Below are 21,608 nucleotides of genomic sequence, written 5' to 3'. Positions count from 1 at the left end.
CGATGTTTCAGTTCCATCCATGTTACAGATGTTTCAATAGTTCAAGGTGAAACGCTGCAGTCATCGCGCTGCCTCAATGAAATCAGACACTTGCCAGCTGGCACGGCCCTTGCGCTTATGTACAGGTCAACCACGATGGAATGCCGCATGAGCACCCCTGTTTCCTCCGCTGGCGCCCGTTTCCGCGCCGCACTGGCCGCCGAATCGCCGTTGCAGGTGATCGGCGCGATCAACGCCAACCACGCGCTGCTGGCCAAGCGCGCCGGCTACCGGGCGATCTACCTCTCCGGCGGCGGCGTCGCGGCCGGCTCGCTGGGCCTGCCGGACCTGGGCATCAACACCCTGGAAGACGTGCTGATCGACGTGCGCCGCATCACCGATGTGTGCGACCTGCCACTGATGGTGGATATCGACACCGGGTTCGGCCCGAGCGCGTTCAACATCGCGCGTACGGTCAAGTCGCTGATCAAGGCCGGCGCGGCCGCCTGCCATATCGAAGACCAGGTCGGCGCCAAGCGCTGCGGTCACCGCCCGGGCAAGGAGATCGTGTCGCAGGGTGAGATGGTGGACCGGGTCAAGGCCGCCGCCGATGCCAAGACCGATCCGGACTTCTTCCTGATCGCGCGCACCGATGCCATCCAGGTCGATGGCGTGGATGCGGCGATCGAACGGGCCATCGCCTGCGTCGAGGCCGGTGCCGATGGCATCTTCGCCGAGGCCGCCTACGATCTGGAGACCTACCGCCGCTTCGTCGATGCGGTGAAGGTGCCGGTGCTGGCCAACATCACCGAGTTCGGCGCCACGCCGCTGTTCAGCCGCGATGAGCTGGCCTCGGCCGGCGTCGCCATCCAGCTGTTCCCGCTGTCGGCGTTCCGCGCGGCCAACAAGGCGGCAGAGAACGTGTATGAGACCATCCGCCGCGAGGGCCACCAGCGTAATGTGGTGGAGGCGATGCAGACGCGCGAAGAGCTGTACGACCGTATCGGTTACCACGCCTTCGAGCAGCAGCTCGATGCGTTGTTCGCCGCCAAGAAGTAAGACCGCACACTGTTTTCTGGAGGGATCATGAGCGACACCACTACCGCCCCCGGCTTCAAGCCGAAGAAATCCGTCGCCCTGTCGGGCACCGCTGCCGGCAACACCGCGCTGTGCACCGTCGGCCGCAGCGGCAACGACCTGCACTACCGCGGGTATGACATCGCCGATCTGGCCAACACCAGCGAGTTCGAGGAAATCGCGCATCTGCTGGTCCACGGCAAGCTGCCGACCCGCGCTGAGCTGGTCGCCTACAAGACCAAGCTGAAGTCGCTGCGGGGCATCCCGGCCGCGGTCAAGGCCGCGCTGGAAGAGCTGCCGCCCTCGGCGCACCCGATGGACGTGATGCGCACCGGCGTTTCCGTGCTCGGCTGCGTGTCGCCGGAGAAGGACGACCACAACCACCCGGGCGCGCGCGACATCGCCGACAAGCTGATGGCCTGCCTGGGCTCGATGCTGCTGTACTGGTACCACTGGAGCCACAACGGCCGCGCGATCGACGTGGAGACCGACGACGACTCCATCGGTGGCCATTTCCTGCACCTGCTGCACGGCGAGAAGCCGCAGGATTCGTGGGTGAAGGCGATGCACACCTCGCTGATCCTGTACGCCGAGCACGAGTTCAACGCCTCGACCTTCGCCTGCCGCGTCATCGCCGGCACCGGCAGCGACATGTACAGCGCGATCACCGGCGGCATCGGTGCCCTGCGCGGTCCCAAGCACGGCGGCGCCAATGAAGTGGCCTTCGAAGTGCAGAAGCGCTACGACAGCCCGGACGATGCCGAGGCCGACATCAAGGCCCGCGTGGAGCGCAAGGAAGTCGTCATCGGTTTCGGCCACCCGGTCTACACCGTCAGCGATCCGCGCAACAACATCATCAAAGAGGTCGCGCGCGACCTGTCCGCCGAGCAGCAGAACGTCAAGATGTACGACATCGCCGAGCGTCTGGAGTCGGTGATGTGGGACATCAAGAAGATGTTCCCGAACCTGGATTGGTTCAGCGCGGTCAGCTACCACATGATGGGCGTGCCGACGGCGATGTTCACCCCGTTGTTCGTGATCGCCCGCACCTCCGGCTGGAGCGCGCACATCATCGAGCAGCGCATCGACGGCAAGATCATCCGCCCGAGTGCGAACTACACCGGCCCGGAAGACCAGGCCTTCGTGCCGATCGACCAGCGCAAGTAAGACAGACGTACCGCACCCGTTCGCGGGTGCTTTGCGGACCAGGCCGGCGCGATGCCGGTCTGCTCCGTTGCGGCGTCGCTACTCCTTCTTCGCCGGTGTCACGACGCCCCGGCCCGCCAACAAGCAGCTATCGCCAGCCATGAATACTCAGTACCGCAAGAACCTCCCCGGCACCGCGCTGGACTATTTCGATACCCGTGCCGCGATCGACGCGCTCCAGCCCGGTGCCTATGCCACGCTGCCGTACACCTCGCGCGTGCTGGCCGAAAACCTGGTGCGCCGCTGCGATCCGGCCACGCTGGAGGCCTCGCTGCGCCAGTTGATCGAGCGCCGCCAGGACCTGGATTTCCCGTGGTTCCCGGCCCGCGTGGTGTGCCATGACATTCTCGGCCAGACCGCCCTGGTCGATCTGGCCGGCCTGCGCGATGCCATCGCCGACGCCGGCGGTGACCCGGCGCAGATCAATCCGGTGGTGCCGACCCAGCTGATCGTGGATCACTCGCTGGCGGTGGAATTCCCCGGCTTCGACAAGGCTGCGTTCGAGAAGAACCGCGCCGTCGAGGACCGCCGCAATGAAGACCGGTTCCACTTCATCAATTGGACCAAGAAGGCCTTCAAGAACGTTGACGTGATTCCGCCGGGCAACGGGATCATGCACCAGATCAACCTGGAGAAGATGTCGCCGGTCGTGCAGGTGCGCGATGGCGTGGCCTTCCCGGATACCTGCGTGGGAACCGACAGCCATACCCCGCATGTGGACGCGCTGGGCGTGATCGCGATCGGCGTGGGTGGCCTGGAAGCGGAGAGCGTGATGCTCGGCCGCGCCTCCTGGATGCGCCTGCCCGACATCATCGGCGTGGAGCTGACCGGCCGCCCGCAGCCGGGCATCACCTGCACGGACGTGGTGCTGGCGTTGACCGAGTTCCTGCGCAAGGAGCGCGTGGTCGGTGCGTGGATCGAGTTCTACGGGGAGGGTGCCAATGCGCTGACCATCGGCGACCGCGCCACCATTTCCAACATGACGCCGGAGTTCGGCGCCACCGCGGCGATGTTCTACATCGACCAGCAGACCCTGGACTACCTGCGCCTGACCGGCCGCGAGGATGCGCAGGTCGCGCTGGTGGAAACCTACGCCAAGGCCACCGGCCTGTGGGCTGACGATCTGGTCACCGCACAGTACGAGCGCGTGCTGCAGTTCGACCTGTCCACCGTGGTGCGCAACATGGCCGGCCCGTCCAACCCGCACAAGCGTGTGGCGACGACCGATCTGGCGGCGCGCGGCATCGCCGATGAAGGCAAGCTGGCCTCGGGCAAGCAGGAACAGGCCGATGGCCTGATGCCCGATGGCGCGGTGATCATCGCCGCGATCACCAGCTGCACCAACACCAGCAACCCGCGCAACGTGATTTCCGCGGCATTGCTGGCGCGCAACGCCAACCGCGCCGGCCTGACCCGCAAGCCGTGGGTGAAGAGCTCGCTGGCGCCTGGTTCCAAGGCCGTGCAGCTGTATCTGGAAGAAGCCGGGCTGCTGACCGAACTGGAACAGATGGGCTTTGGCATCGTCGCCTTTGCCTGCACCACCTGCAACGGCATGAGCGGCGCGCTGGACCCGAAGATCCAGCAGGAAGTGATCGATCGCGATCTGTATGCCACCGCCGTGCTCTCGGGCAACCGCAACTTCGACGGCCGCATCCACCCGTACGCCAAGCAGGCCTTCCTGGCCTCGCCGCCGCTGGTGGTGGCCTATGCGATCGCCGGTACGGTGCGCTTCGATATCGAGAAGGACGCGCTCGGCCATGATGCCGACGGCAACCCGATCACGCTGAAGGATCTGTGGCCGAGCGATGCCGAGATCGACGCGGTGGTCAAGGCCAGCGTCAAGCCGGAACAGTTCCGCAAGGTCTACGACCCGATGTTCACCTTCAAGGTGGAGCACGGCGCCCCGATCAGCCCGCTGTACGATTGGCGCCCGCAGAGCACCTACATCCGCCGCCCGCCGTACTGGGAAGGCGCGCTGGCCGGTGCCCGCAGCCTGACCGGCATGCGCCCGCTGGCCGTGCTCGGCGACAACATCACCACCGATCACCTGTCGCCGTCGAATGCGATCATGGCCAGCAGCGCGGCCGGTGAGTACCTGGCCAAGATGGGCCTGCCCGAGGAAGACTTCAATTCCTACGCGACCCATCGTGGCGACCACCTCACCGCGCAGCGCGCGACGTTTGCCAACCCGAAGCTGATCAATGAAATGGCCGTGGTCGATGGCCAGGTCACGCAGGGCTCGCTGGCGCGCGTGGAGCCGGAAGGCCAGGTCACCCGCATGTGGGAAGCGATCGAAACCTACATGGGCCGCAAGCAGCCGCTGATCATCATCGCCGGTGCCGACTACGGCCAGGGCAGCTCGCGTGACTGGGCCGCCAAGGGCGTGCGCCTGGCCGGCGTGGAAGCCATTGCCGCCGAAGGCTTCGAGCGCATCCATCGCACCAATCTGATCGGCATGGGCGTGCTGCCGCTGGAGTTCAAGGAAGGTGTCAACCGCAAGACCCTGGGCATCGATGGCACCGAAACCTTCGACGTGCTGGGCGAGCGTGTGCCGCGTGCCGAGCTGACCCTGGTCATCCATCGCCGCAATGGTGAACAGCTGCGGGTGCCGGTCACCTGCCGGCTGGATACCGCCGAAGAGGTCTCCATCTACGAGGCCGGTGGCGTGCTGCAGCGGTTCGCGCAGGACTTCCTGGAATCGGCGCAGGTCGCCTGATCCCACCCGCATCACGACGGCCCGGCAACGGGCCGTCGTTCCATCAGGACTTCGATATGGCGTTTCTTCCCCAGCTCCGCATTCCGGCCACCTACCTGCGTGGTGGTACCAGCAAGGGGGTGTTCTTCAAGCTGACCGATCTGCCTGCCGCCGCGCAGGTGCCTGGCCCGGCGCGCGATGCGCTGCTGATGCGCGTGATCGGCTCGCCTGATCCGTATGCCAAGCACACCGATGGCATGGGCGGCGCGACCTCCAGCACCAGCAAGTGCGTGATCCTCTCCGCGCCGTCGGTGCCGGACCACGACGTGGATTATCTGTACGGCCAGGTGGCGATCGAGACGGCGTTCGTCGACTGGAGCGGCAACTGCGGCAACCTCAGCACCGCGGTGGGCCCGTTCGCGATCAGTAACGGATTGATGGATCCGGCGCGGATTCCGCACAACGGCCTGTGCACCGTGCGGATCTGGCAGGCCAACATCGGCAAGACCATCCTGGCGCACGTGCCGATCGTGGAGGGCCAGGTGCAGGAGGACGGCGATTTCGAACTCGATGGCGTGACCTTCCCGGCTGCGGAGATCCAGCTGGAGTTCCTGGATCCCTCCGATGATGGCGAGGGCGGGGCGATGTTCCCGACCGGCAACCTGGTCGACACGCTCGACGTGCCGGGCGTGGGCAGCTTCCAGGTCACGATGATCACCGCCGGCATTCCGACCATCTTCCTCAACGCGGCTGACCTGGGCTACACGGGCACCGAACTGCAGCCGGCGATCAACGAGGACAAGGTGGCTCTGGCGCGTTTCGAAGCGATCCGCGCGCACGGCGCGGTGCGCATGGGGCTGATCGAGACCATTGAACAGGCCGCGACCCGCCAGCACACGCCCAAGGTCGCCTTCGTCGCCCCCGCGCAGGACTACGTGTCCTCCAGCGGCAAGCAGATCGCCGCCGGGGATATCGATCTGCACGCGCGCGCGCTGTCCATGGGCAAGCTGCACCACGCGATGATGGGCACCGCCGCGGTCGCCATCGGCACCGCCGCCGCCATCCCGGGCACGCTGGTGAACCTGGCCGCCGGTGGCGGTGAGCGTGAATCGGTGAACTTCGGTCATCCCTCCGGCACGCTGCGCGTGGGCGCGCAGGCGGCACGCGTTGACGGTCAGTGGACGGTCACCAAGGCCATCATGAGCCGCAGTGCCCGCGTATTGATGGACGGTGCGGTACGGGTGCCTGCCACCACGCTGTAACGCCTAACAGGAGAATCGCGATGTCCGGTCATGACAGCCACAGCAATCAGCGCCCCGCCTGGGACACGGTCCTGACCGACATCGTCGATTATGTCCGCGATTACCAGGTCAGCTCGCCGCTGGCGTACACCACCGCGCGGCACTGCCTGATCGATACGCTGGGCTGCGGGTTGGCGGCGCTTTCGTTCCCGGCCTGCAGCAAGCTGCTCGGGCCGCTGGTGCCCGGCATGCAGGTGATCAACGGTGCGCGGGTGCCCGGTACCCGGTTCGAGCTTGATCCGGTGCAGGGCGCGTTCAACATCGGCGCGATGATCCGCTGGCTGGATTTCAACGACACCTGGCTGGCGGCGGAGTGGGGGCATCCGTCCGATAACCTCGGTGGCATCCTCGCCACCGCCGATTGGCTCAGCCGCAATGCCGAGGCGCTGCGGCGGGCACCGCTGACCATGCGCGATGTGCTGGAGGCGATGGTCAAGGCGCATGAAATCCAGGGCTGCCTGGCGCTGGAGAATGCCTTCAACCGGGTCGGGTTGGACCACGTGGTGCTGGTCAAGGTCGCCTCCACCGCGGTGGTGTCGCACATGCTTGGCCTGGATCGCGAGCGCATGCTCAATGCCTTGTCGCTGGCCTGGGTGGATGGACAGTCGCTGCGCACCTACCGGCACGCGCCCAACACCGGCTCGCGCAAGAGCTGGGCGGCGGGCGATGCCACCAGCCGTGCGGTGCGCCTGTCGCTGATGGCCGCGGCCGGTGAGATGGGCTATCCCAGCGCGCTGACCGCGCCGACCTGGGGCTTCTACGATGTCTCCTTCGGCGGGCAGCCGTTCCGCTTCCAGCGGCCGTACGGCAGCTACGTGATGGAGAACGTGCTGTTCAAGATCAGCTATCCGGCCGAGTTCCATGGCCAGACCGCTGTCGAAGCGGAGATGCAGGTGCACGCGCAGATGCGCGCCAGCGGCAAACGCAGCGAAGACATCGCGCAGATCACCCTGCGCACCCAGCAGGCCTGCCTGCGCATCATCGACAAACCCGGTCCGCTGCATAACCCGGCCGACCGTGACCACTGCGTGCAGTACATGGTGGCGATCGGGCTGATCTTCGGCCGGCTGGTTGCCGAGGACTATGAGGACGACGTCGCTGCCGATCCGCGCATCGATCCGCTGCGGGCGAAGATCACCTGCGTGGAAGCGCCGCAGTTCACGGCCGACTACCTGGACCCGGACAAGCGCAGCATCGCCAACGCGCTGCATGTGACCTTCGCCGACGGCAGCACGATGGAGGCCGTGGTCGAGTACCCGCTGGGCCACGCCCGGCGCCGGGCCGAGGGCATCCCGCTGCTGGAGGACAAGTTCCGCCGTCACCTGGCCGGGGTGTTCCCGACCGTGCAGCAGCGCCGGATCCTCGAGGCCTCGCTGGACCCGGTCGCGCTGGAAGCGATGCCGGTGCACGAGTACGTGGACCTCTACGTCGCCGGGTAGAGCCGACCGTTGGTCGGCTGTCCTTGGCGGTGGCCCTGCCGGCCACCCATGACGCCCGGATCGCCCGGGGTCGCCCGCGAACGAGCGGGGACGGCCCGTATACTGGCCGCCTTGTTCAAGGAGTGACGTCATGGCTAGCCGCAGTCGGTTCGGGCAGTGGAGCTGGAAGGGAATCGCGGGCCTGGCGCTGGTCGCCGGCCTGGCCATCGGCGTCGGGGGCTGCAAGCGCAACGACAGCGGCCAGCTGCCCGCCCCATCCGGCGCACCGATCGCGGCCAAGGCCGAGGCCGTCACCGAGTTCACCCTGGTCCGGGCCTACCCGGATCAGAAGAGCGATGGCCTGTCGCTGGCGCTGGAGTTCTCGCGACCGCTGGTCGGCACCCAGGATTTCGACGCGCTGGTCCGCTTTGCCGAGAAGGTCGGCACCGAGGACAGCAGCTGGTCGCTGTCCGATGACGGCAAGACCCTGCGCTATCCGTTCGTGGAGGCGGCCAAGGAATACTCCCTGATCGTCTCGCCCGACCTGCTCGCCGCCGATGGCAGCCGGATCGGCAAGGAGCTGCGCCAGAATGTCTTCACCGGCGAGCTCAAGCCGGTGGCCGGGTTCGCCTCGCAGGGAAGCGTGCTGCCGGCCAAGGACAGCCGTGGCCTGCCGGTGGTGTCGGTCAACGTGCCGGAAGTGGACGTGGAGTTCCTGCGCGTGCGCGAGAAGGAACTGCCGGCCTTCTTCAGCCAGTACCAGCGCGGCGGCCGCCGCGGCAGCTGGGAGCTGGAGAGCGAGTACGGCGACAAGACGCCGATGTCGCAGTTGGCCGAGCCGGTGTACGTCAACCGCTTCGTGATCGGCGGCAAGCAGAACGAGCGCGTGCTCACCTACCTGCCCACGCAGGACATCAAGGAGCTGCAGCAGCCCGGCCTGTATTTCGCGGTGATGAAGCGCAGCGGCTCGTTCGAAGGCGAGTACGACACCGCTTTCTTCACCGTCAGCGACATCGGCCTGCATACGCGTGCCTATAAGGACACGCTGTTCGTGCACACCGCCTCGCTGCAGAGCGGGGCGTCGCTGAAGAAGATCGAGCTGCGCATCCTGGATGGCAAGGGTGAGGTGGTGCTCAAGGGGGCGACCGACGGCAACGGCAATGCGCTGCTCAATTACACCCTTGATGCCAGCCATGTGCTGATCGCCAGCAGTGGCGGCGATACCTCGATGCTGCCGTTCAACCAGCCCGCGCTGGACCTGAGCGAGTTCGCCGTGGCCGGCCGCGACAACGCCTGGTTCGACGTGTTCACCTGGTCGGGTCGCGACCTGTACCGCCCCGGCGAGACCGTGCGCATCTCGGCCCTGCTGCGCGACAACGACGGCAAGCCGGTGAAGCCACAGCCCGTCTTCCTGCGCCTGAAGCAGCCGGACGGCAAGACCTTCCGCGAGACCCGCCTGACCCCCGGCGAGCAGGGCTACTTCAGCTTCGAGCAGCTGATCCCGGCCGAGGCCCCGACCGGGCGCTGGCAGGTGGAGTTCCGCACCAACCCGGCCAGCAAGGAAGCGATCCAGGGCATGACCCTGCGCATCGAGGAGTTCCTGCCCGAGCGCATGAAGCTGGACCTGGACAGCGTGCAGAAGACGCTCAAGCCGGGCGAGCCGCTCAAGCTGCAGGCCGATGCGGCGTATCTGTACGGTGCGCCGGCGGACGGCAACCGCTTCACCGCGCGATTGGCCGTAGCGGCTGAGCAGTCGCCGGTCGAGTCGCTGCCGGGCTACTTCTTCGGCGACCCGACCACCGCGCTGCCGCGCGAGGCGCGCGACGTCATCGATACCGAGTTCCCGGCCGACGGCAAACTTCGCCAGGACGTGGAGCTGCCGGCCGAGGTCAAGCCAACCGCACCGATCGCCGTGGTGCTCTCCGGCAGCGTGTATGAAACCGGTGGCCGCACCGTGACCCGCACGCTGAAGCGGGTGATGTGGCCGGCCGCGGCGCTGGTCGGTGTGCGCCCGCTGTTCGATCCCAAGGACGGCGCGGATGCCAACAGCAACGCGCGCTTCGAACTGATGCGCGTGGACGCGGCGGGCAAGCCGCAGCCGGCCAAGGGCCTGAAGGTCACGCTGGTGCGCGAGCTGCGCGATTACCACTGGACCTTCAACGACAACCGCTGGGATTACGACTTCACCCGCCGCTTCGAGAACAAGGACACCCGCACCGTCGATGCCGGCAGTGCGGCGGTCGGCGTTGATGTCCCGGTGGAGTGGGGCGAGTACCGGCTGGACGTGTTCGATCCGGCCACCGGGCTGACCAGCCGCTATCCCTTCAATGCTGGCTGGAGCTGGAACGACGACAACCGCGGCCTGGATGCGCGCCCGGACAAGGTCAAGCTGGCATTGGACAAGACCGGCTACAAGGCCGGCGACACGGTGCGCGTCACCGTGACCCCGCCGCATGCCGGCAAGGGTGTGCTGATGGTCGAGAGCGACAAGATGCTCTACGTCCAGGATATCGACGCCAAGCCGGGCAGCACCTACGACATTCCGGTCACCGCCGAATGGGAACGTCACGACGTCTACATCACCGCGCTGGTGTTCCGTGGCGGCAGTGCCCCGAGCAAGATCACCCCGGCCCGTGCGGTCGGCGTGGTGCATGTGCCGATGGACCGCAAGGCGCGGCAGATCGCCGTCGGCCTGGTGGCCCCCAAGCAGATGCGCCCGGAGCAGACGCTGCCGGTCACCGTGAGTGCCCCGCAGCTGGCCGGCAAGGTCGCGCATGTGACCGTCTCGGCCGTGGATGTGGGCATCCTCAACATCACCCGCTTCCCGGTGCCCGATGCCGCCGCGCACTTCTTCGCGCAGCGTCGCCTGGGTGTGGATGCGTATGACATCTACAGCCGCGTGATCGAGAGCTTCGACGGCAGCAGCGGCAAGCTGAAGTTCGGTGGCGACATGGCGCTGGCGGCGATGCCGCAGGCCAAGCGCCCGACCGCGCGCGTGCAGACGGTGGACCTGTTCTCCGGCCCGGTGAAGCTCGATGCCAAGGGCATCGCGCGGATCGCGCTGAAGGTGCCGGATTTCAACGGCACGCTGCGCGTGTCGGCGCTGGTGTATGCCGACGACCAGTACGGCAAGCGCGACGTGGAGACCGTGGTGCGCGCGCCGATCCTGGCCGAAGCCAGCATGCCGCGCGTGATGGCGCCCGGCGATATCAGCACCGTGACCCTGGACGTGCAGAACTTCACCGGGAAACCGGGCGAGTTCAAGGTGCAGGTCGATGGTATCGGGCCGCTGACCCTGGGCGAATCCAGCCGCACACTCAAGCTCAACGCGGATGCCAAGAGCACGCTGAGCTTCCCGCTGACCGCGCGCGAGGGCTACACCGTGGCCAAGGTGCGCGTGCGCGTGGACGGCAACGGCTTCAAGGTCGATCGCCGCTATGACCTGCCGGTGCGCGCGGCGTGGCCGCAGGTGCTGCGCGCGCAGACCCGCACGCTGGATCCGCTGGCCGCCGTCACGATGGAAGCCGGCCTCGCCGATGGCCTGATGAACGACTCGGTGACCGCACGCATGCTGGTCAGCGCGCTGCCGCCGATTCCGTTCGCCAGTGCCTTGAACGGTGCACTCAACTATCCGTATGGCTGCGCCGAGCAGACCACCAGCAAGGGCTACGCCGCGCTGATGCTGGATGAGGCGACCTCGGCCATGCTCGGTGCGGACGGGCTGGATGCCAAGACCCGCCGCGAGCGCATGGAAGGTGCCTTCGGCCGCCTGGCCTCGATGCAGGTGGCCAACGGCAACTTCTCGATGTGGGGCGACGACGGCTACATCAATCCGTGGCTGACGCCGTACATCGCCGAGTTCCTGCTCGACGCCAAGGACGCCGGCTTCGCCGTGCCGGACAACGTGCTGCAGAAAGCGCTGAACCGTTTGAGCGAAGATCTGCTCTCCGGTGGCAACCAGTTCTATGGCGAGGATCGCCGCGAGAACCTGAAATTCGCCAACCAGGCCTATTCGGGCTACGTGCTGGCGCGCGTCAACCGCGCGCCACTGGGTACCCTGCGTGCGCTGTACGACAACGAGCGCAGCAAGTCGCTGACCGGCCTGTCGCTGGTGCACCTGGGCATCGCGCTGTCCCTGCAGGGCGATCACAAGCGCGGCGATGCGGCCATTGCCGCCGGCTTTGCCAAGAGCGCGGCTGACCGTCCGGCATACTTCGGCGATTACGGCAGCGCGGTGCGCGACGACGCGCTGATGATCGCGCTGCTGCACGAGCGCAAGTTGTCCAAGCCCGCCTACGATGCACGCGCGGTCGATCTCGGCCGCGCGCTGGATGCCCGCCGCAACAGTGGCTGGATGTGGCTGAGCACCCAGGAGCAGGTGGCGCTGGCCCGCATGGGCAAGGCGTTGTCGGCCAACCAGAAGAAACTGGTCTCCGGCGAACTGGTGGTGGGTGGCGAGAGCGAGAGCATCCCGGCACGGCGCATGTTCGGCCGCAGCTTCGACTACGCCGCGCTGGCCAAGGGTGTGCGCTTCACCCCGCAGGGGGAGCCGCCGATGTTCGCCAGCCTGGAAGTGGCCGGCATTCCGCGCAACCCGCCGGAACCGGACAGCCGAACGCTCGGCGTGGAGCGCAGCTGGTACACCACTGATGGCAAGCCGTGGACGCCGCGTCCACTGAAGGAAGGCGAGGCCCTGATCGTGCGGGTCAGCGTCACCCCGAACGTGGACATGCCCGATGCGCTGCTGACCGATCTGCTGCCGGCCGGGCTGGAGATCGAGAACTTCAACCTCGGCGATGCCAAGCAGTGGGCCGATGTGGTGGTCGACGGGTTGAGCGTCAACGATCGTGGCGATGCGGCCAACATCAAGCACGAGGAGTTCCGCGACGACCGCTACGTGGCCGCGCTGAAACTCTCGCGTGGCAGCACTGCCAAGGTGTTCTATCTGGTGCGTGCGGTCACGCCGGGTACGTATCGCGTGCCGCCGCCGCTGGTGGAGGACATGTACCGTCCCGACCTGCGCGGGGTGGGGCGCAGCCTCCCGGCGTCGCTGACCGTGGTGCAGCCCTGATCGCAGGGCGGGCCGTCCCGGTGACGGCCCGCCTGCCTTGCTGCTGAATCGACATGACGTCTCTTTTCTCCAAGCGGTGGTGGGCGTCGGTGCTGCGCGGCGTGCTGCCGTACCTGCGATGGGGCACGGCCGCGGTGCTCGCGTTGCTGCTGGCGCTGGACCTCGCGTTCCCGCCACCGCTGCCCAGGCAGCGCGACACCAGCACCCTGGTGGTGGCGCGCGATGGCACGCCACTGCGCGCCTTCGCCGATGCCGACGGGGTGTGGCGCTACCCGGCCTCGGCCGACAGCGTCTCGCCGCTGTATCTGCAGGCCCTGCTGAACTACGAAGACCGCTGGTTCTGGCGGCATCCCGGCATCAACCCGTGGGGCCTGCTGCGCGCCGGCAAGCAATGGCTGTTCGCGCAGCGGATCGTCTCCGGCGGTTCAACGCTGACCATGCAGGTGGCGCGGATCCTCGATCCGCATACGCGCACGCCGTGGGGCAAAGCCAAGCAGCTGCTGCGCGCGGTGCAGCTGGAACTGCACCTGAGCAAGGCGCAGATCCTGGCGCTGTATCTGGAACGCGCGCCCTATGGCGGCACCATCGAAGGCGTGGAGGCGGCGAGCTGGGCCTATCTGGGCAAGCCGGCCTCGCAGTTGTCGCATGCCGAGGCGGCGTTGCTGGCGGTGCTGCCGCAGTCGCCCAGCCGGTTGCGCCCGGATCGCCACCCGGAGGCGGCACAGCGGGCGCGCGACAAGGTGCTCGAGCGGATGGTGTCACTCGGTGTGTGGTCACGCGAGGAGGTCGACGATGCGCGCATCGAGCCGGTGGTCACCCGCGCGCTGCAGCCCCCGCTGCATGCGGCGCTGCTCGCCCAGCGGCTGCGCTCGGCACAGCCGCGGGCGGCGCGGATCGAAAGCACGCTGGATATCGGCCTGCAGCGCACGCTGGAAGAGCGTGTGTCGTCCTACTTTTCGCAGCTGCCCGAGCGCACCTCGGCGGCATTGCTGGTGGTGGACAACCGCACGCTGGAGGCACGCGCCTACGTCGGTTCGGTGGCGTTCGGCGACAAGCAGCGGCTCGGCCATGTGGACATGGTGCAGGCGTGGCGCTCACCGGGTTCCACGCTCAAGCCGTTCCTGTATGGCATGGCGCTGGATGATGGCCTGATCCATTCGGAAAGCCTGATGGTGGATGCGCCGCAGAGCTTCGGTGGCTACCGGCCGGGCAACTTCGATGCGGCATTCAATGGGCCGGTCAGTGCCGCCACGGCCCTGCGGTTGTCGCTCAACGTGCCGGCGGTGGACCTGCTGGATCGGGTCGGCTCGGCGCGTTTCGCCGCACGCCTGTCGCATGCCGGCATCAACCTGCGCTTTCCGCATGGCAGTGCGCCCAATCTCTCGCTGATTCTCGGCGGCACCGGTGCGCGGCTGGAGGATCTGGTCGGCACCTTCGCCGCGTTCAACCGTAACGGCATCGCCGGGCGGGTGCGTTACACCGCCGAGGATGCGGTGATCGAGCGGCGTCTGATGTCCCCCGGTGCGGCGTGGATCACCCGCGAGGTACTCGAGTCCAATCCACGCCCGGGCTACGGCACCGGCACCTTCGATGTCACCGGCCGCCCACGTGTGGCCTGGAAGACCGGCACCAGTTACGGCTACCGCGATGCCTGGGCGATCGGCACGACGCGCCATTACACGGTAGGCGTGTGGGTGGGGCGCCCGGATGGCACGCCGCTGCCCGGCCAATACGGTGCGGTGACCGCCCTGCCGCTGATGTTCGAAGTGATCGACAGTCTGCCGCGCCAGGCCGGCGATGCCAGTGCGGCGCCGATGCCGGCGAGCGTGGCGCAGGCCGAGATCTGCTGGCCGACCGGCGGCTTGGTAGAGCAGACCGCAGCGCCCCTGTGCCAACGCCGGATGCCGGCCTTCGTGCTGGACGGGGTCGTGCCGCCGACCTTCGCCGAACGCGAGGCGCGGCTGTGGCAGCCGGGGCTGCAGCGTTTCCAGGTGGATGCGCGCACGGGGCTGCGGCTGTCGCCGGAGTGCAGCCGGCCGCATGCGGCGGAGCCGCGTGAGATCGCGCGCTGGCCAGCGCTGTTGTCGCCGTGGTTGCCACAGGCCCAGCGCCAGGCCTCGCAGTTGCCTGCGTTGTCCCCGGACTGCAGCGCCGACGGCCGCGAGAGTGGCGGCACCCTGCATATCGAGGGGCTCAACGACCGCGCCACCCTCGCACGCGCACCGAATGCCGAGCACGGCGTGCGCCTGCAGCTGCGTGCACTGGGCAACGAATCAACGGTGGATTGGTTGCTGGATGACCGCTGGATTGCCCGCACCGAAGGGGCGCGACTGTTCCAGCGCGATTTTGATGAGGTGGGTGAGCACACGTTGACCGCGCTCGCTGCTGACGGTGCCTGGACGCAGGTGCGGTTCCGGATCCTGCGCTGATCATGCGGTGCGCAGGGTCTGGCAGTGCCGGCTACGGGCCGGCACTGCCGTCCAACATTACTCCCCGATCCAGCCGTCCAGCAGGTCGGCGAATTCGTCGGCGTGTTCTTCTTCCTGCGCCAGGATCTCTTCGAGGATGCGCTTGGTCGTGGTGTCCCTGTCGCCCACGAAGTTGATCATCTCGCGGTAGCTGTCGATCGCGATGCGCTCGGCGATCAGGTTCTCGCGGACCATGTCGCGCAGGTCGCTGCCTTCCTTGTACTCGGCATGCGAGCGCGCAGTGAGCGTATCCGGGTTGAGATCCGGCTCGCCTCCAAGCTGCACGATGCGTTCGGCCAGCTTGCCGGCGTGCGCCTGTTCCTGCTGTGCGTGTTCCAGGAACTCGGCCTTGATCGAATCGGCGAGCATGCCCTTGGCCATGAAGTAATGGCGGTAGTAGCGCAGCACGCACACGTACTCGGTGGCGAGCGCATCGTTGAGCAGCTTGATCACCGCTTCGCGGTCGGCGCTGTAACTGTCGGTGATGGCGCCGTCTTCGATGTCCTTGCGGGCCTTGGCCCGCAGGGTGGCGGTGTCGCTGATGCCCGGCGGGCGGGCGTTGTCCGGGGCGGTGTTGGGGGTGTTCTTGGCTGGCTTTGACATGGCTGGCCGGGTTCCTCTGTTGCGTGGGTCTAGCGGGGGAGATGCTCCAGCACGTACTGCGCCGAAGACACCTCGAATTTTCCGGGTTCCTCGATGAAGGTCTCGCGCACGACACCGTCTTCGACATACAGCGCGAAGCGGCGCGAGCGGATGCCCATGCCCGAGCTGCTGGCATCCATTTCCAGGCCCAGCGCACGGGTGAACTCCCCATTGCCGTCAGACAGCAGCTGCAGGCCGTCGGGCACCTGCTGGCTCTCGCCCCAGGCCTTCATCACGAACGGGTCGTTGACCGCCATGCAGAACACTTCGATCCCGCGGTGGCGGAATTCGGGGAACTGCTCGATGAAGCCGGGCAGGTGCCGGGCCGAACAGGTCGGGGTGAATGCGCCGGGCACGCCGAACAGCACCGCTTTGCGCGAATCGAACAGGGCATGGGTATCGATGGTCTCCATGCCCTCGCGGATGCGCTTGAGGGTGACTTCGGGAATGCGGTCGCCAACGTGGATGGTCATGCGGACTCCTTGGACACAGGCAGGGTAGTGAGGGGCATGGGATGGCCATGTCAACACGTTGAAAAGCCGCCGTGCAGACCCATCTGTGGCGGGAAAGGCGGGCCACGGGGGCAGCGTAGCCGTCCGTCATGTCCGCCGCATTGCGCAGGATCATTCGCGCCCGGCGTCACGGTGGGCCGGTCCGCAGCGGCTAGAATTGCGCGGACGGCGCCCGCCCACGCGGGTGGCCGAACTTAGTCGAGGTGTTTGGATGGAATTCAAGGATTACTACGCCACGCTCGGGGTGGAACCCACCGCGGGCGATGCTGAGATCAAGACCGCTTACCGCCGGCTGGCGCGCAAGTACCACCCGGATGTGAGCAAGGAAGCCGGGGCCGAGGACAAATTCAAGGCGGTCAACGAGGCTTACGAGGCGCTGCGCGATCCGCAGAAGCGCGCGGCCTACGACCAGCTCAAGGCACAGGGCTACCGGCCCGGCGAGGAGTTCCATACCCCGCCGAACTACGGCGGTGGCCAGGGCTATGACTTCGAAGAGGTGTTCGGGGGCGGCGCCGGTGGCGGCGGCTTCAGCGATTTCTTCGAGAGCCTGTTCGCGCGCCAGCGCGGCGGTGGCGGTGGCCGCGCCAGTGGCTTCGGCGGCGCCAGCCAGGGCCCGCAGCCGACCCGCGATACCCGTGCCAAGCTGTCGGTGCCGTTGGAGGCCGCCTACCAGGGCGACAGCCTGCGCATCAACGTGGGCGGCAGGCAGCTGGATGTGCGCGTGCCCAAGGGCATCCGCCCGGGCCAGGTGATCCGGCTGGGCGGGCAGGGCACCGGTGGCGGCAACCTGCTGCTGGAAGTGGAATACGCCGAGCACCCGCAGTTCGAGGTGGATGGCCGCAACATTCTGTACACCCTGCAGGTGACGCCGTGGCAGGCCGCGCTGGGCACCAGCATCAGCGTGCCGACCCTGGGTGGTGCGGTGGAGCTGAAGGTGCCGGCCGAGTCCGATGCCGGCCGCAAGCTGCGCCTGCGTGGCCGCGGCCTGCCGGGCAACCCGGATGGCGATCAGATCGTGGAGCTGGAGATCATTGCGCCGGCGCCCACCGATGAGGCGCAGAAGAAAGCGTACAAGACGCTGGCCAAGGCATTCGGCGAGAAGGTCTGAGGCAGGTGGTGCGCGGCGTCCGGGTCATCGTTGCGCACTGACCAACGGTCGGTGTCTACCGGGGCGGCCGCGATTGCCTTCGCGGTAGCAGCCGACCGTTGGTCGGCTCACCGTGCCATCAGCTCACGCCGTCGGCGGTTCCTGGTGGCTGAAAACGCGCTCCAGCACCTCGGACAGCTCGTCTTCGGAAAACGGCTTGGTGATATAGGCCTTGGCGCCCTGGCGCATGCCCCACATGCGGTCGGTGTCCTGGTCCTTGGTGGTCACCAGGATCACCGGGATGTGCTTGGTCGCCGCGTCGCGTGCCAGCGTGCGGGTCGCCTGGAAGCCATTGAGGTTGGGCATGACCACGTCCATCAGCACCAGATCGGGCAGCTCGGCCTTGGCCGTTTCCACCCCGGCGGCGCCATCGGTGGCGGTCAGGATCTGGTGCCCGAGTTTTTCGACGATCCGCTGTATCCCCAACAGCTGCGACGGTGAATCGTCGACGATCAGAATGCGTGCCATGGTGTTCCCCGTGTGATGCCCGCAGTGTAGTGCGGGCCTCGCATTGTCGTGAAGCGCCGGGCGTGCCGTCCGTCGCCCGGCTGCCACGCTCAGTCGATTCGTACCACCGTGCGGCCGTGGTTGCCACCCGCGAGCAGGGTGTCGAACGCCGCGGGCAGGCCATCCAGCCCGACCTCGCCGGTGCAGATCGTCTCCAGATGCGCCGGCTTCCACGCGCCGCCCAGCTTGTCCCAGACCGCTTCGCGAAGATCACGCGGTGCGCTGGAGGACGAAACGCCCAGCAGCGACACGCCGCGGATGATGAAGGGCATCACCGTCATCTCCAGCGCGGGGCTGGCGGCCAGGCCGGCACTGACCACCGAACCGTAGGGCACGGTCTGGGCCAGCAGGCTGGTCAGCATCGCGCCGCCGGCATTGTCCAGGCCACCGCCGAAGCGGGCCGATTCCATCGGGCGGGAGGTCGCCAGCACATCACGCGGCAGAACCTCGCGGGCTCCCAGGTTCCGCAGATAGCCGACCTGGTCGGCCTTGCCGCTGATCGCGTGCACCTCGAAACCGGCCCGGGTGAAGATATCCACTGCCAGCGAGCCGACCCCGCCGGTGGCCCCGGTCACGGCCAGCGGCCCGTGGGCGGGGGTCTGCCGGTTGTCCAGCATCCGCACCAGGGCCAGCGCAGCGGTGAAGCCGGCCGTGCCCAGGATCATCGCCTCGCGTGGGGTCAGCCCGGCGGGCTGCGGGATCACCGCGCTGGCGGCCAGGCGCACATACGGGCTGTACCCGCCATCGCGGGTCTCGCTCAGCCCGCACCCGGTGGCGAGCACCGCATCGCCTTCGCGGTAGGCCGGGTCGGTCGAAGCGACCACCGTGCCGGCCACGTCGATGCCGCCGACGAGTGGGAAGCGCCGCAGGATCCTGCCCTTGCCGGTACCGGCCAACGCATCTTTATAGTTGACCGAGGACCAGTGCGCGCGCAGGACCACCTCGCCAGGGTTGAGCTGGTCCAGGCCGATCGGTTCCAGCCCGGCGTGGTAGCCGGTATCGTCCTGGTGGATGCGGAAAGCGTTGAACCGGTCGGGAATTGCCATGAAGATGCCTGACGGGGGAAAACACCACCTTACCCGCTGCTCCGGCGCGCGGGGACCCTCACGGACCTTCGCGGATGCGGTTATGAATCGTTCCCCGAGATGGGTGACCCCTTCCAATCCTGTCGATCTGCCCCATCTAGTAGAATCGACAGCGATTTAACGTTTTAACGGTTGACGGTGCGGGAATGGCCCGCAGGCAACCTTACCTTGATGGAGCGTGCATGGCCTGGAATACACCCGGCGGCAACAAGGGCGGACAAGGCCCCGACGAGAATCGACGTGGGCCGTTCGGTCCTCGCGGTGGCGGCAATGGCGGCGGTTGGGGCGGTTTGCCCGGTCCGCTGAAAGACCTGTTCGATGGCGGCATCCTGCGGTGGGTTGCAGTGGCGGCGGTGTTGCTGTTGCTGTTCTCCAGCTTCCAGCTGATCGGCGAACAGCAACGCGGCGTCGTGCTGCGCTTCGGTCAGTTCCATCGCATCCTGCAGCCTGGCCCGAACTTCAAGCTGCCGTGGCCGCTGGAATCGGTCACCAAGGTCAATGCCACCGAGATCAAGACGTTCAGCAGCCAGGTGCCGGTCCTGACCCGCGACGAGAACATCGTCAACGTCTCGCTCAACGTCCAGTACCGCATCGACGATCCGCGCCTGTACCTGTTCGGCTCGGTCGATGCCGACCAGGTGCTGGAACAGACCGCGCAGAGCGCCGTGCGTGAGCAGGTCGGTCGTGCCGACCTCAACAACGTGCTGAACAACCGTGGCCCGCTGGCCGTGGCCGCCGAAGAGCGCCTGCAGGCCTCGCTCGGCAGCTACCGCACCGGTCTGTCGGTGACCGGCCTGACCCTGCCCGATGCCCGCCCGCCCGAGGAGGTCAAGCCGGCCTTCGACGAGGTCAACGGTGCCCAGCAGGTCAAGGAGCGTCTGATCAACGAAGCCCAGGCCTACGCGGCCAAGGTGGTTCCGGAAGCGCGCGGCCAGGCCTCGCGGGCCCGGACCACCGCCGAAGGCTACAAGCAGGCCGTGGTCGCCAAGGCCGAGGGTGATGCCTCGCGCTTCAGCCTGCTGCAGGTCCAGTACAAGGACGCCCCGGAAGTCACGCGCAAGCGCCTGTGGCTGGAAACGGTGCAGAAGGTGCTCTCGGAGAACCGCAAGATCATCGGTGGCGATGGCCGCCAGCTGATCTACGTGCCGATGCCGGGCGACAACCGCACCAGCACCAATGCCGCCCCGGCGGTGACCCCGGAAGTCATGCTGCCGTCGCTGCCTGCCAGCACGGCGGTGGATGGCGTTCGCAATGCGGAGCGTCCGACGACGCGCCCGACCGGTCGTGAGGAGGGCAGCCGATGAGAAGTTCACTGTGGATTGGTCTGGCCGTAGCGGTCCTGCTCGGCCTGTTGGGTTCGGTCTACGTGGTCCGTGAGGACCAGACTGCGATGGTGCTGAACCTGGGCAAGGTGGTCCGTGCGGACATCAAGCCGGGCCTGCACTTCAAGGTGCCGCTGGTGGAAACGGTGCGCGTGTTCGATCGTCGCTTCCAGGTGCTCGATACCGCCCCGGCGCGTTACTTCACTGCCGAGCAGAAGGACGTCAGCGTCGACTTCTTCGCCATCGGTTACATCTCCGACGTGCGCGCGTACTTCCGTGCGACCGGCGGCGATGCCCGCGTGGCCAATGCCCGTCTGGCCCCGATCATCACCGACTCCCTGCGCAACCAGATCAACTCGCGTTCGTTGCAGCAGCTGGTGTCGGGGGATCGCAGCGAACTGATCGCCAACCAGCTGACCGGCATCAACGAGTCGGTCAAGGCGCTGGGCATGCAGATCATCGACCTGCGCATCAAGCAGATCGACCTGCCGACCGACAGCCAGGTGATCAACGATGTGTACGAGCGCATGCGCGCCCAGCGTAAGCAGGAAGCGGCCAAGCTGCGCGCCGAGGGTGAAGAGCAGTCGCTGACCATCCGTGCCCAGGCTGACCGCGAGAGCACCGTGATCGTGGCCGAAGCCGAGCGCGACGCCCAGCAGCTGCGCGGTGCCGGCGATGCCGATGCCGCCCGCATCTACGGCAAGGCCGGCTCGGCCGACCCGTCGTTCTACGCCTTCTACCGCAGCCTGGAGGCCTACCGCGGCTCCATGACCGACGGCAACGGCGTGATCGTGCTCGACAAGAACGACCCGTTCCTGCAGTACCTCAAGAGCGATCGCTGAGGCCGCAGGCGGTAGTCATCCACGGGGACCCGGTGCAGACCGGGTCCCCGTTTTGTTTGTGGAGATGTCATGAAAGATCTGTTCTCGGCCCTGTGCCTGGTCGCCGTGCTCGAAGGCCTGTTCCTGTTCGCCGCCCCGTTGGCCTGGAAGCGGATGGCCGAGCAGCTGCTGATGCTGCGCAGCAGCGCCCTGCGCACCTGGGGCGGGGTGATCCTGCTGGCCGGCCTGACCACCCTGTGGTGGCTGAAGCACTGAGCGGGTTCCCGCCATACGCTTGTTGGTAGTGCCGGCCGCTGGCCGGCTCCATGCCATCCCGCGAGCCGGCCAGTGGCCGGC

Annotated in this window: 15 protein-coding genes; 11 read left to right on the top strand and 4 right to left on the bottom strand. The window is 67.2% G+C overall.

Annotated features, from left to right (window positions below; translation table 11 throughout):
• Positions 1-147 precede the first annotated feature (147 nt).
• The 7 genes from prpB (at position 148) to pbpC (ending at position 15,176) form a co-directional block, all read left to right on the top strand.
• Positions 148-1,038 (top strand): methylisocitrate lyase, encoded by an 891-nt coding sequence (gene prpB / locus QMX81_RS14050; protein WP_123730476.1) that lies wholly within the window; start codon positions 148-150, stop codon positions 1,036-1,038.
• A 27-nt stretch (positions 1,039-1,065) separates the two neighbouring features.
• A complete protein-coding gene (gene prpC / locus QMX81_RS14045; RefSeq protein WP_123730477.1) occupies positions 1,066-2,223 on the top strand; it encodes a 2-methylcitrate synthase in 1,158 nt (385 codons plus the stop codon).
• 139 nt (positions 2,224-2,362) lie between these two features.
• A complete protein-coding gene (gene acnD / locus QMX81_RS14040) occupies positions 2,363-4,978 on the top strand; it encodes a Fe/S-dependent 2-methylisocitrate dehydratase AcnD (protein ID WP_282262373.1) in 2,616 nt (871 codons plus the stop codon).
• 56 nt (positions 4,979-5,034) lie between these two features.
• The gene (gene prpF, locus QMX81_RS14035) at positions 5,035-6,219 is read left to right on the top strand and encodes a 2-methylaconitate cis-trans isomerase PrpF (RefSeq protein ID WP_282262371.1); all 1,185 of its coding nucleotides are present in this window, start codon (positions 5,035-5,037) and stop codon (positions 6,217-6,219) included.
• A gap of 20 nt (positions 6,220-6,239) precedes the next feature.
• Positions 6,240-7,697, top strand: coding sequence for a bifunctional 2-methylcitrate dehydratase/aconitate hydratase (locus tag QMX81_RS14030; RefSeq protein ID WP_282262369.1), 1,458 nt, complete (start codon positions 6,240-6,242; stop codon positions 7,695-7,697).
• Between the two features lie 130 nt (positions 7,698-7,827).
• Positions 7,828-12,747 (top strand): alpha-2-macroglobulin, encoded by a 4,920-nt coding sequence (locus QMX81_RS14025; RefSeq protein ID WP_282262367.1) that lies wholly within the window; start codon positions 7,828-7,830, stop codon positions 12,745-12,747.
• 53 nt (positions 12,748-12,800) lie between these two features.
• On the top strand, positions 12,801-15,176 hold the full coding sequence (gene pbpC, locus QMX81_RS14020; protein ID WP_282262365.1) for a penicillin-binding protein 1C: 2,376 nt from the start codon (positions 12,801-12,803) through the stop codon (positions 15,174-15,176).
• A gap of 57 nt (positions 15,177-15,233) precedes the next feature.
• Here pbpC and QMX81_RS14015 read toward each other — a convergent pair whose 3' ends face one another.
• Together QMX81_RS14015 and QMX81_RS14010 are read right to left on the bottom strand one after the other, a co-directional pair.
• Positions 15,234-15,818 carry a ferritin-like domain-containing protein gene (locus QMX81_RS14015; RefSeq protein ID WP_282262362.1) on the bottom strand — a complete coding sequence of 195 codons (585 nt, stop codon included), beginning with the start codon at positions 15,816-15,818 and terminating at the stop codon, positions 15,234-15,236.
• A 29-nt stretch (positions 15,819-15,847) separates the two neighbouring features.
• The gene (locus tag QMX81_RS14010) at positions 15,848-16,330 is read right to left on the bottom strand and encodes a peroxiredoxin (protein ID WP_102788119.1); all 483 of its coding nucleotides are present in this window, start codon (positions 16,328-16,330) and stop codon (positions 15,848-15,850) included.
• Positions 16,331-16,580: 250 nt separating this feature from the next.
• Between QMX81_RS14010 and QMX81_RS14005 the strand changes: the two genes are divergently transcribed.
• On the top strand, positions 16,581-17,477 hold the full coding sequence (locus QMX81_RS14005; protein WP_282262356.1) for a DnaJ C-terminal domain-containing protein: 897 nt from the start codon (positions 16,581-16,583) through the stop codon (positions 17,475-17,477).
• Positions 17,478-17,600: 123 nt separating this feature from the next.
• On the opposite strand, the gene pilH is transcribed toward QMX81_RS14005, so the two are convergent.
• The gene (pilH, locus tag QMX81_RS14000) at positions 17,601-17,984 is read right to left on the bottom strand and encodes a twitching motility response regulator PilH (protein ID WP_121038872.1); all 384 of its coding nucleotides are present in this window, start codon (positions 17,982-17,984) and stop codon (positions 17,601-17,603) included.
• A gap of 89 nt (positions 17,985-18,073) precedes the next feature.
• On the bottom strand, positions 18,074-19,069 hold the full coding sequence (locus tag QMX81_RS13995; RefSeq protein WP_282262355.1) for a YhdH/YhfP family quinone oxidoreductase: 996 nt from the start codon (positions 19,067-19,069) through the stop codon (positions 18,074-18,076).
• Between the two features lie 221 nt (positions 19,070-19,290).
• On the opposite strand from QMX81_RS13995, the gene hflK reads away from it, so the two are divergent.
• The 3 genes from hflK to QMX81_RS13980 all read left to right on the top strand — a co-directional run bounded on the left by hflK (position 19,291) and on the right by QMX81_RS13980 (position 21,527).
• Complete coding sequence (gene hflK / locus QMX81_RS13990) at positions 19,291-20,412, top strand: FtsH protease activity modulator HflK (RefSeq protein ID WP_121038866.1); 1,122 nt, start codon at positions 19,291-19,293, stop codon at positions 20,410-20,412.
• A complete protein-coding gene (locus QMX81_RS13985; RefSeq protein WP_019186091.1) occupies positions 20,409-21,272 on the top strand; it encodes a protease modulator HflC in 864 nt (287 codons plus the stop codon). Before hflK ends, QMX81_RS13985 begins: the two co-directional genes overlap by 4 nt.
• A gap of 69 nt (positions 21,273-21,341) precedes the next feature.
• Positions 21,342-21,527, top strand: coding sequence for a DUF2065 family protein (locus QMX81_RS13980; RefSeq protein ID WP_121038863.1), 186 nt, complete (start codon positions 21,342-21,344; stop codon positions 21,525-21,527).
• The last annotated feature ends 81 nt before the right edge of the window (positions 21,528-21,608 follow it).

The sequence above is a fragment of the Stenotrophomonas sp. PS02301 genome, from assembly GCF_029959485.1.
Lineage (GTDB): Bacteria > Pseudomonadota > Gammaproteobacteria > Xanthomonadales > Xanthomonadaceae > Stenotrophomonas > Stenotrophomonas maltophilia_Z.
Note: the sequence above shows the minus strand (reverse complement) of the source record. Positions and strands in the feature narration are given on the sequence as shown.

Coding starts and splice junctions, on each gene's coding strand:
- prpB (WP_123730476.1), top strand. CDS start 148: ATGAGCACCCCTGTTTCCTCCGCTGGCGCCCGTTTCCGCGCCGCACTG.
- prpC (WP_123730477.1), top strand. CDS start 1,066: ATGAGCGACACCACTACCGCCCCCGGCTTCAAGCCGAAGAAATCCGTC.
- acnD (WP_282262373.1), top strand. CDS start 2,363: ATGAATACTCAGTACCGCAAGAACCTCCCCGGCACCGCGCTGGACTAT.
- prpF (WP_282262371.1), top strand. CDS start 5,035: ATGGCGTTTCTTCCCCAGCTCCGCATTCCGGCCACCTACCTGCGTGGT.
- QMX81_RS14030 (WP_282262369.1), top strand. CDS start 6,240: ATGTCCGGTCATGACAGCCACAGCAATCAGCGCCCCGCCTGGGACACG.
- QMX81_RS14025 (WP_282262367.1), top strand. CDS start 7,828: ATGGCTAGCCGCAGTCGGTTCGGGCAGTGGAGCTGGAAGGGAATCGCG.
- pbpC (WP_282262365.1), top strand. CDS start 12,801: ATGACGTCTCTTTTCTCCAAGCGGTGGTGGGCGTCGGTGCTGCGCGGC.
- QMX81_RS14015 (WP_282262362.1), bottom strand. CDS start 15,818: ATGTCAAAGCCAGCCAAGAACACCCCCAACACCGCCCCGGACAACGCC.
- QMX81_RS14010 (WP_102788119.1), bottom strand. CDS start 16,330: ATGACCATCCACGTTGGCGACCGCATTCCCGAAGTCACCCTCAAGCGC.
- QMX81_RS14005 (WP_282262356.1), top strand. CDS start 16,581: ATGGAATTCAAGGATTACTACGCCACGCTCGGGGTGGAACCCACCGCG.
- pilH (WP_121038872.1), bottom strand. CDS start 17,984: ATGGCACGCATTCTGATCGTCGACGATTCACCGTCGCAGCTGTTGGGG.
- QMX81_RS13995 (WP_282262355.1), bottom strand. CDS start 19,069: ATGGCAATTCCCGACCGGTTCAACGCTTTCCGCATCCACCAGGACGAT.
- hflK (WP_121038866.1), top strand. CDS start 19,291: ATGGCCTGGAATACACCCGGCGGCAACAAGGGCGGACAAGGCCCCGAC.
- QMX81_RS13985 (WP_019186091.1), top strand. CDS start 20,409: ATGAGAAGTTCACTGTGGATTGGTCTGGCCGTAGCGGTCCTGCTCGGC.
- QMX81_RS13980 (WP_121038863.1), top strand. CDS start 21,342: ATGAAAGATCTGTTCTCGGCCCTGTGCCTGGTCGCCGTGCTCGAAGGC.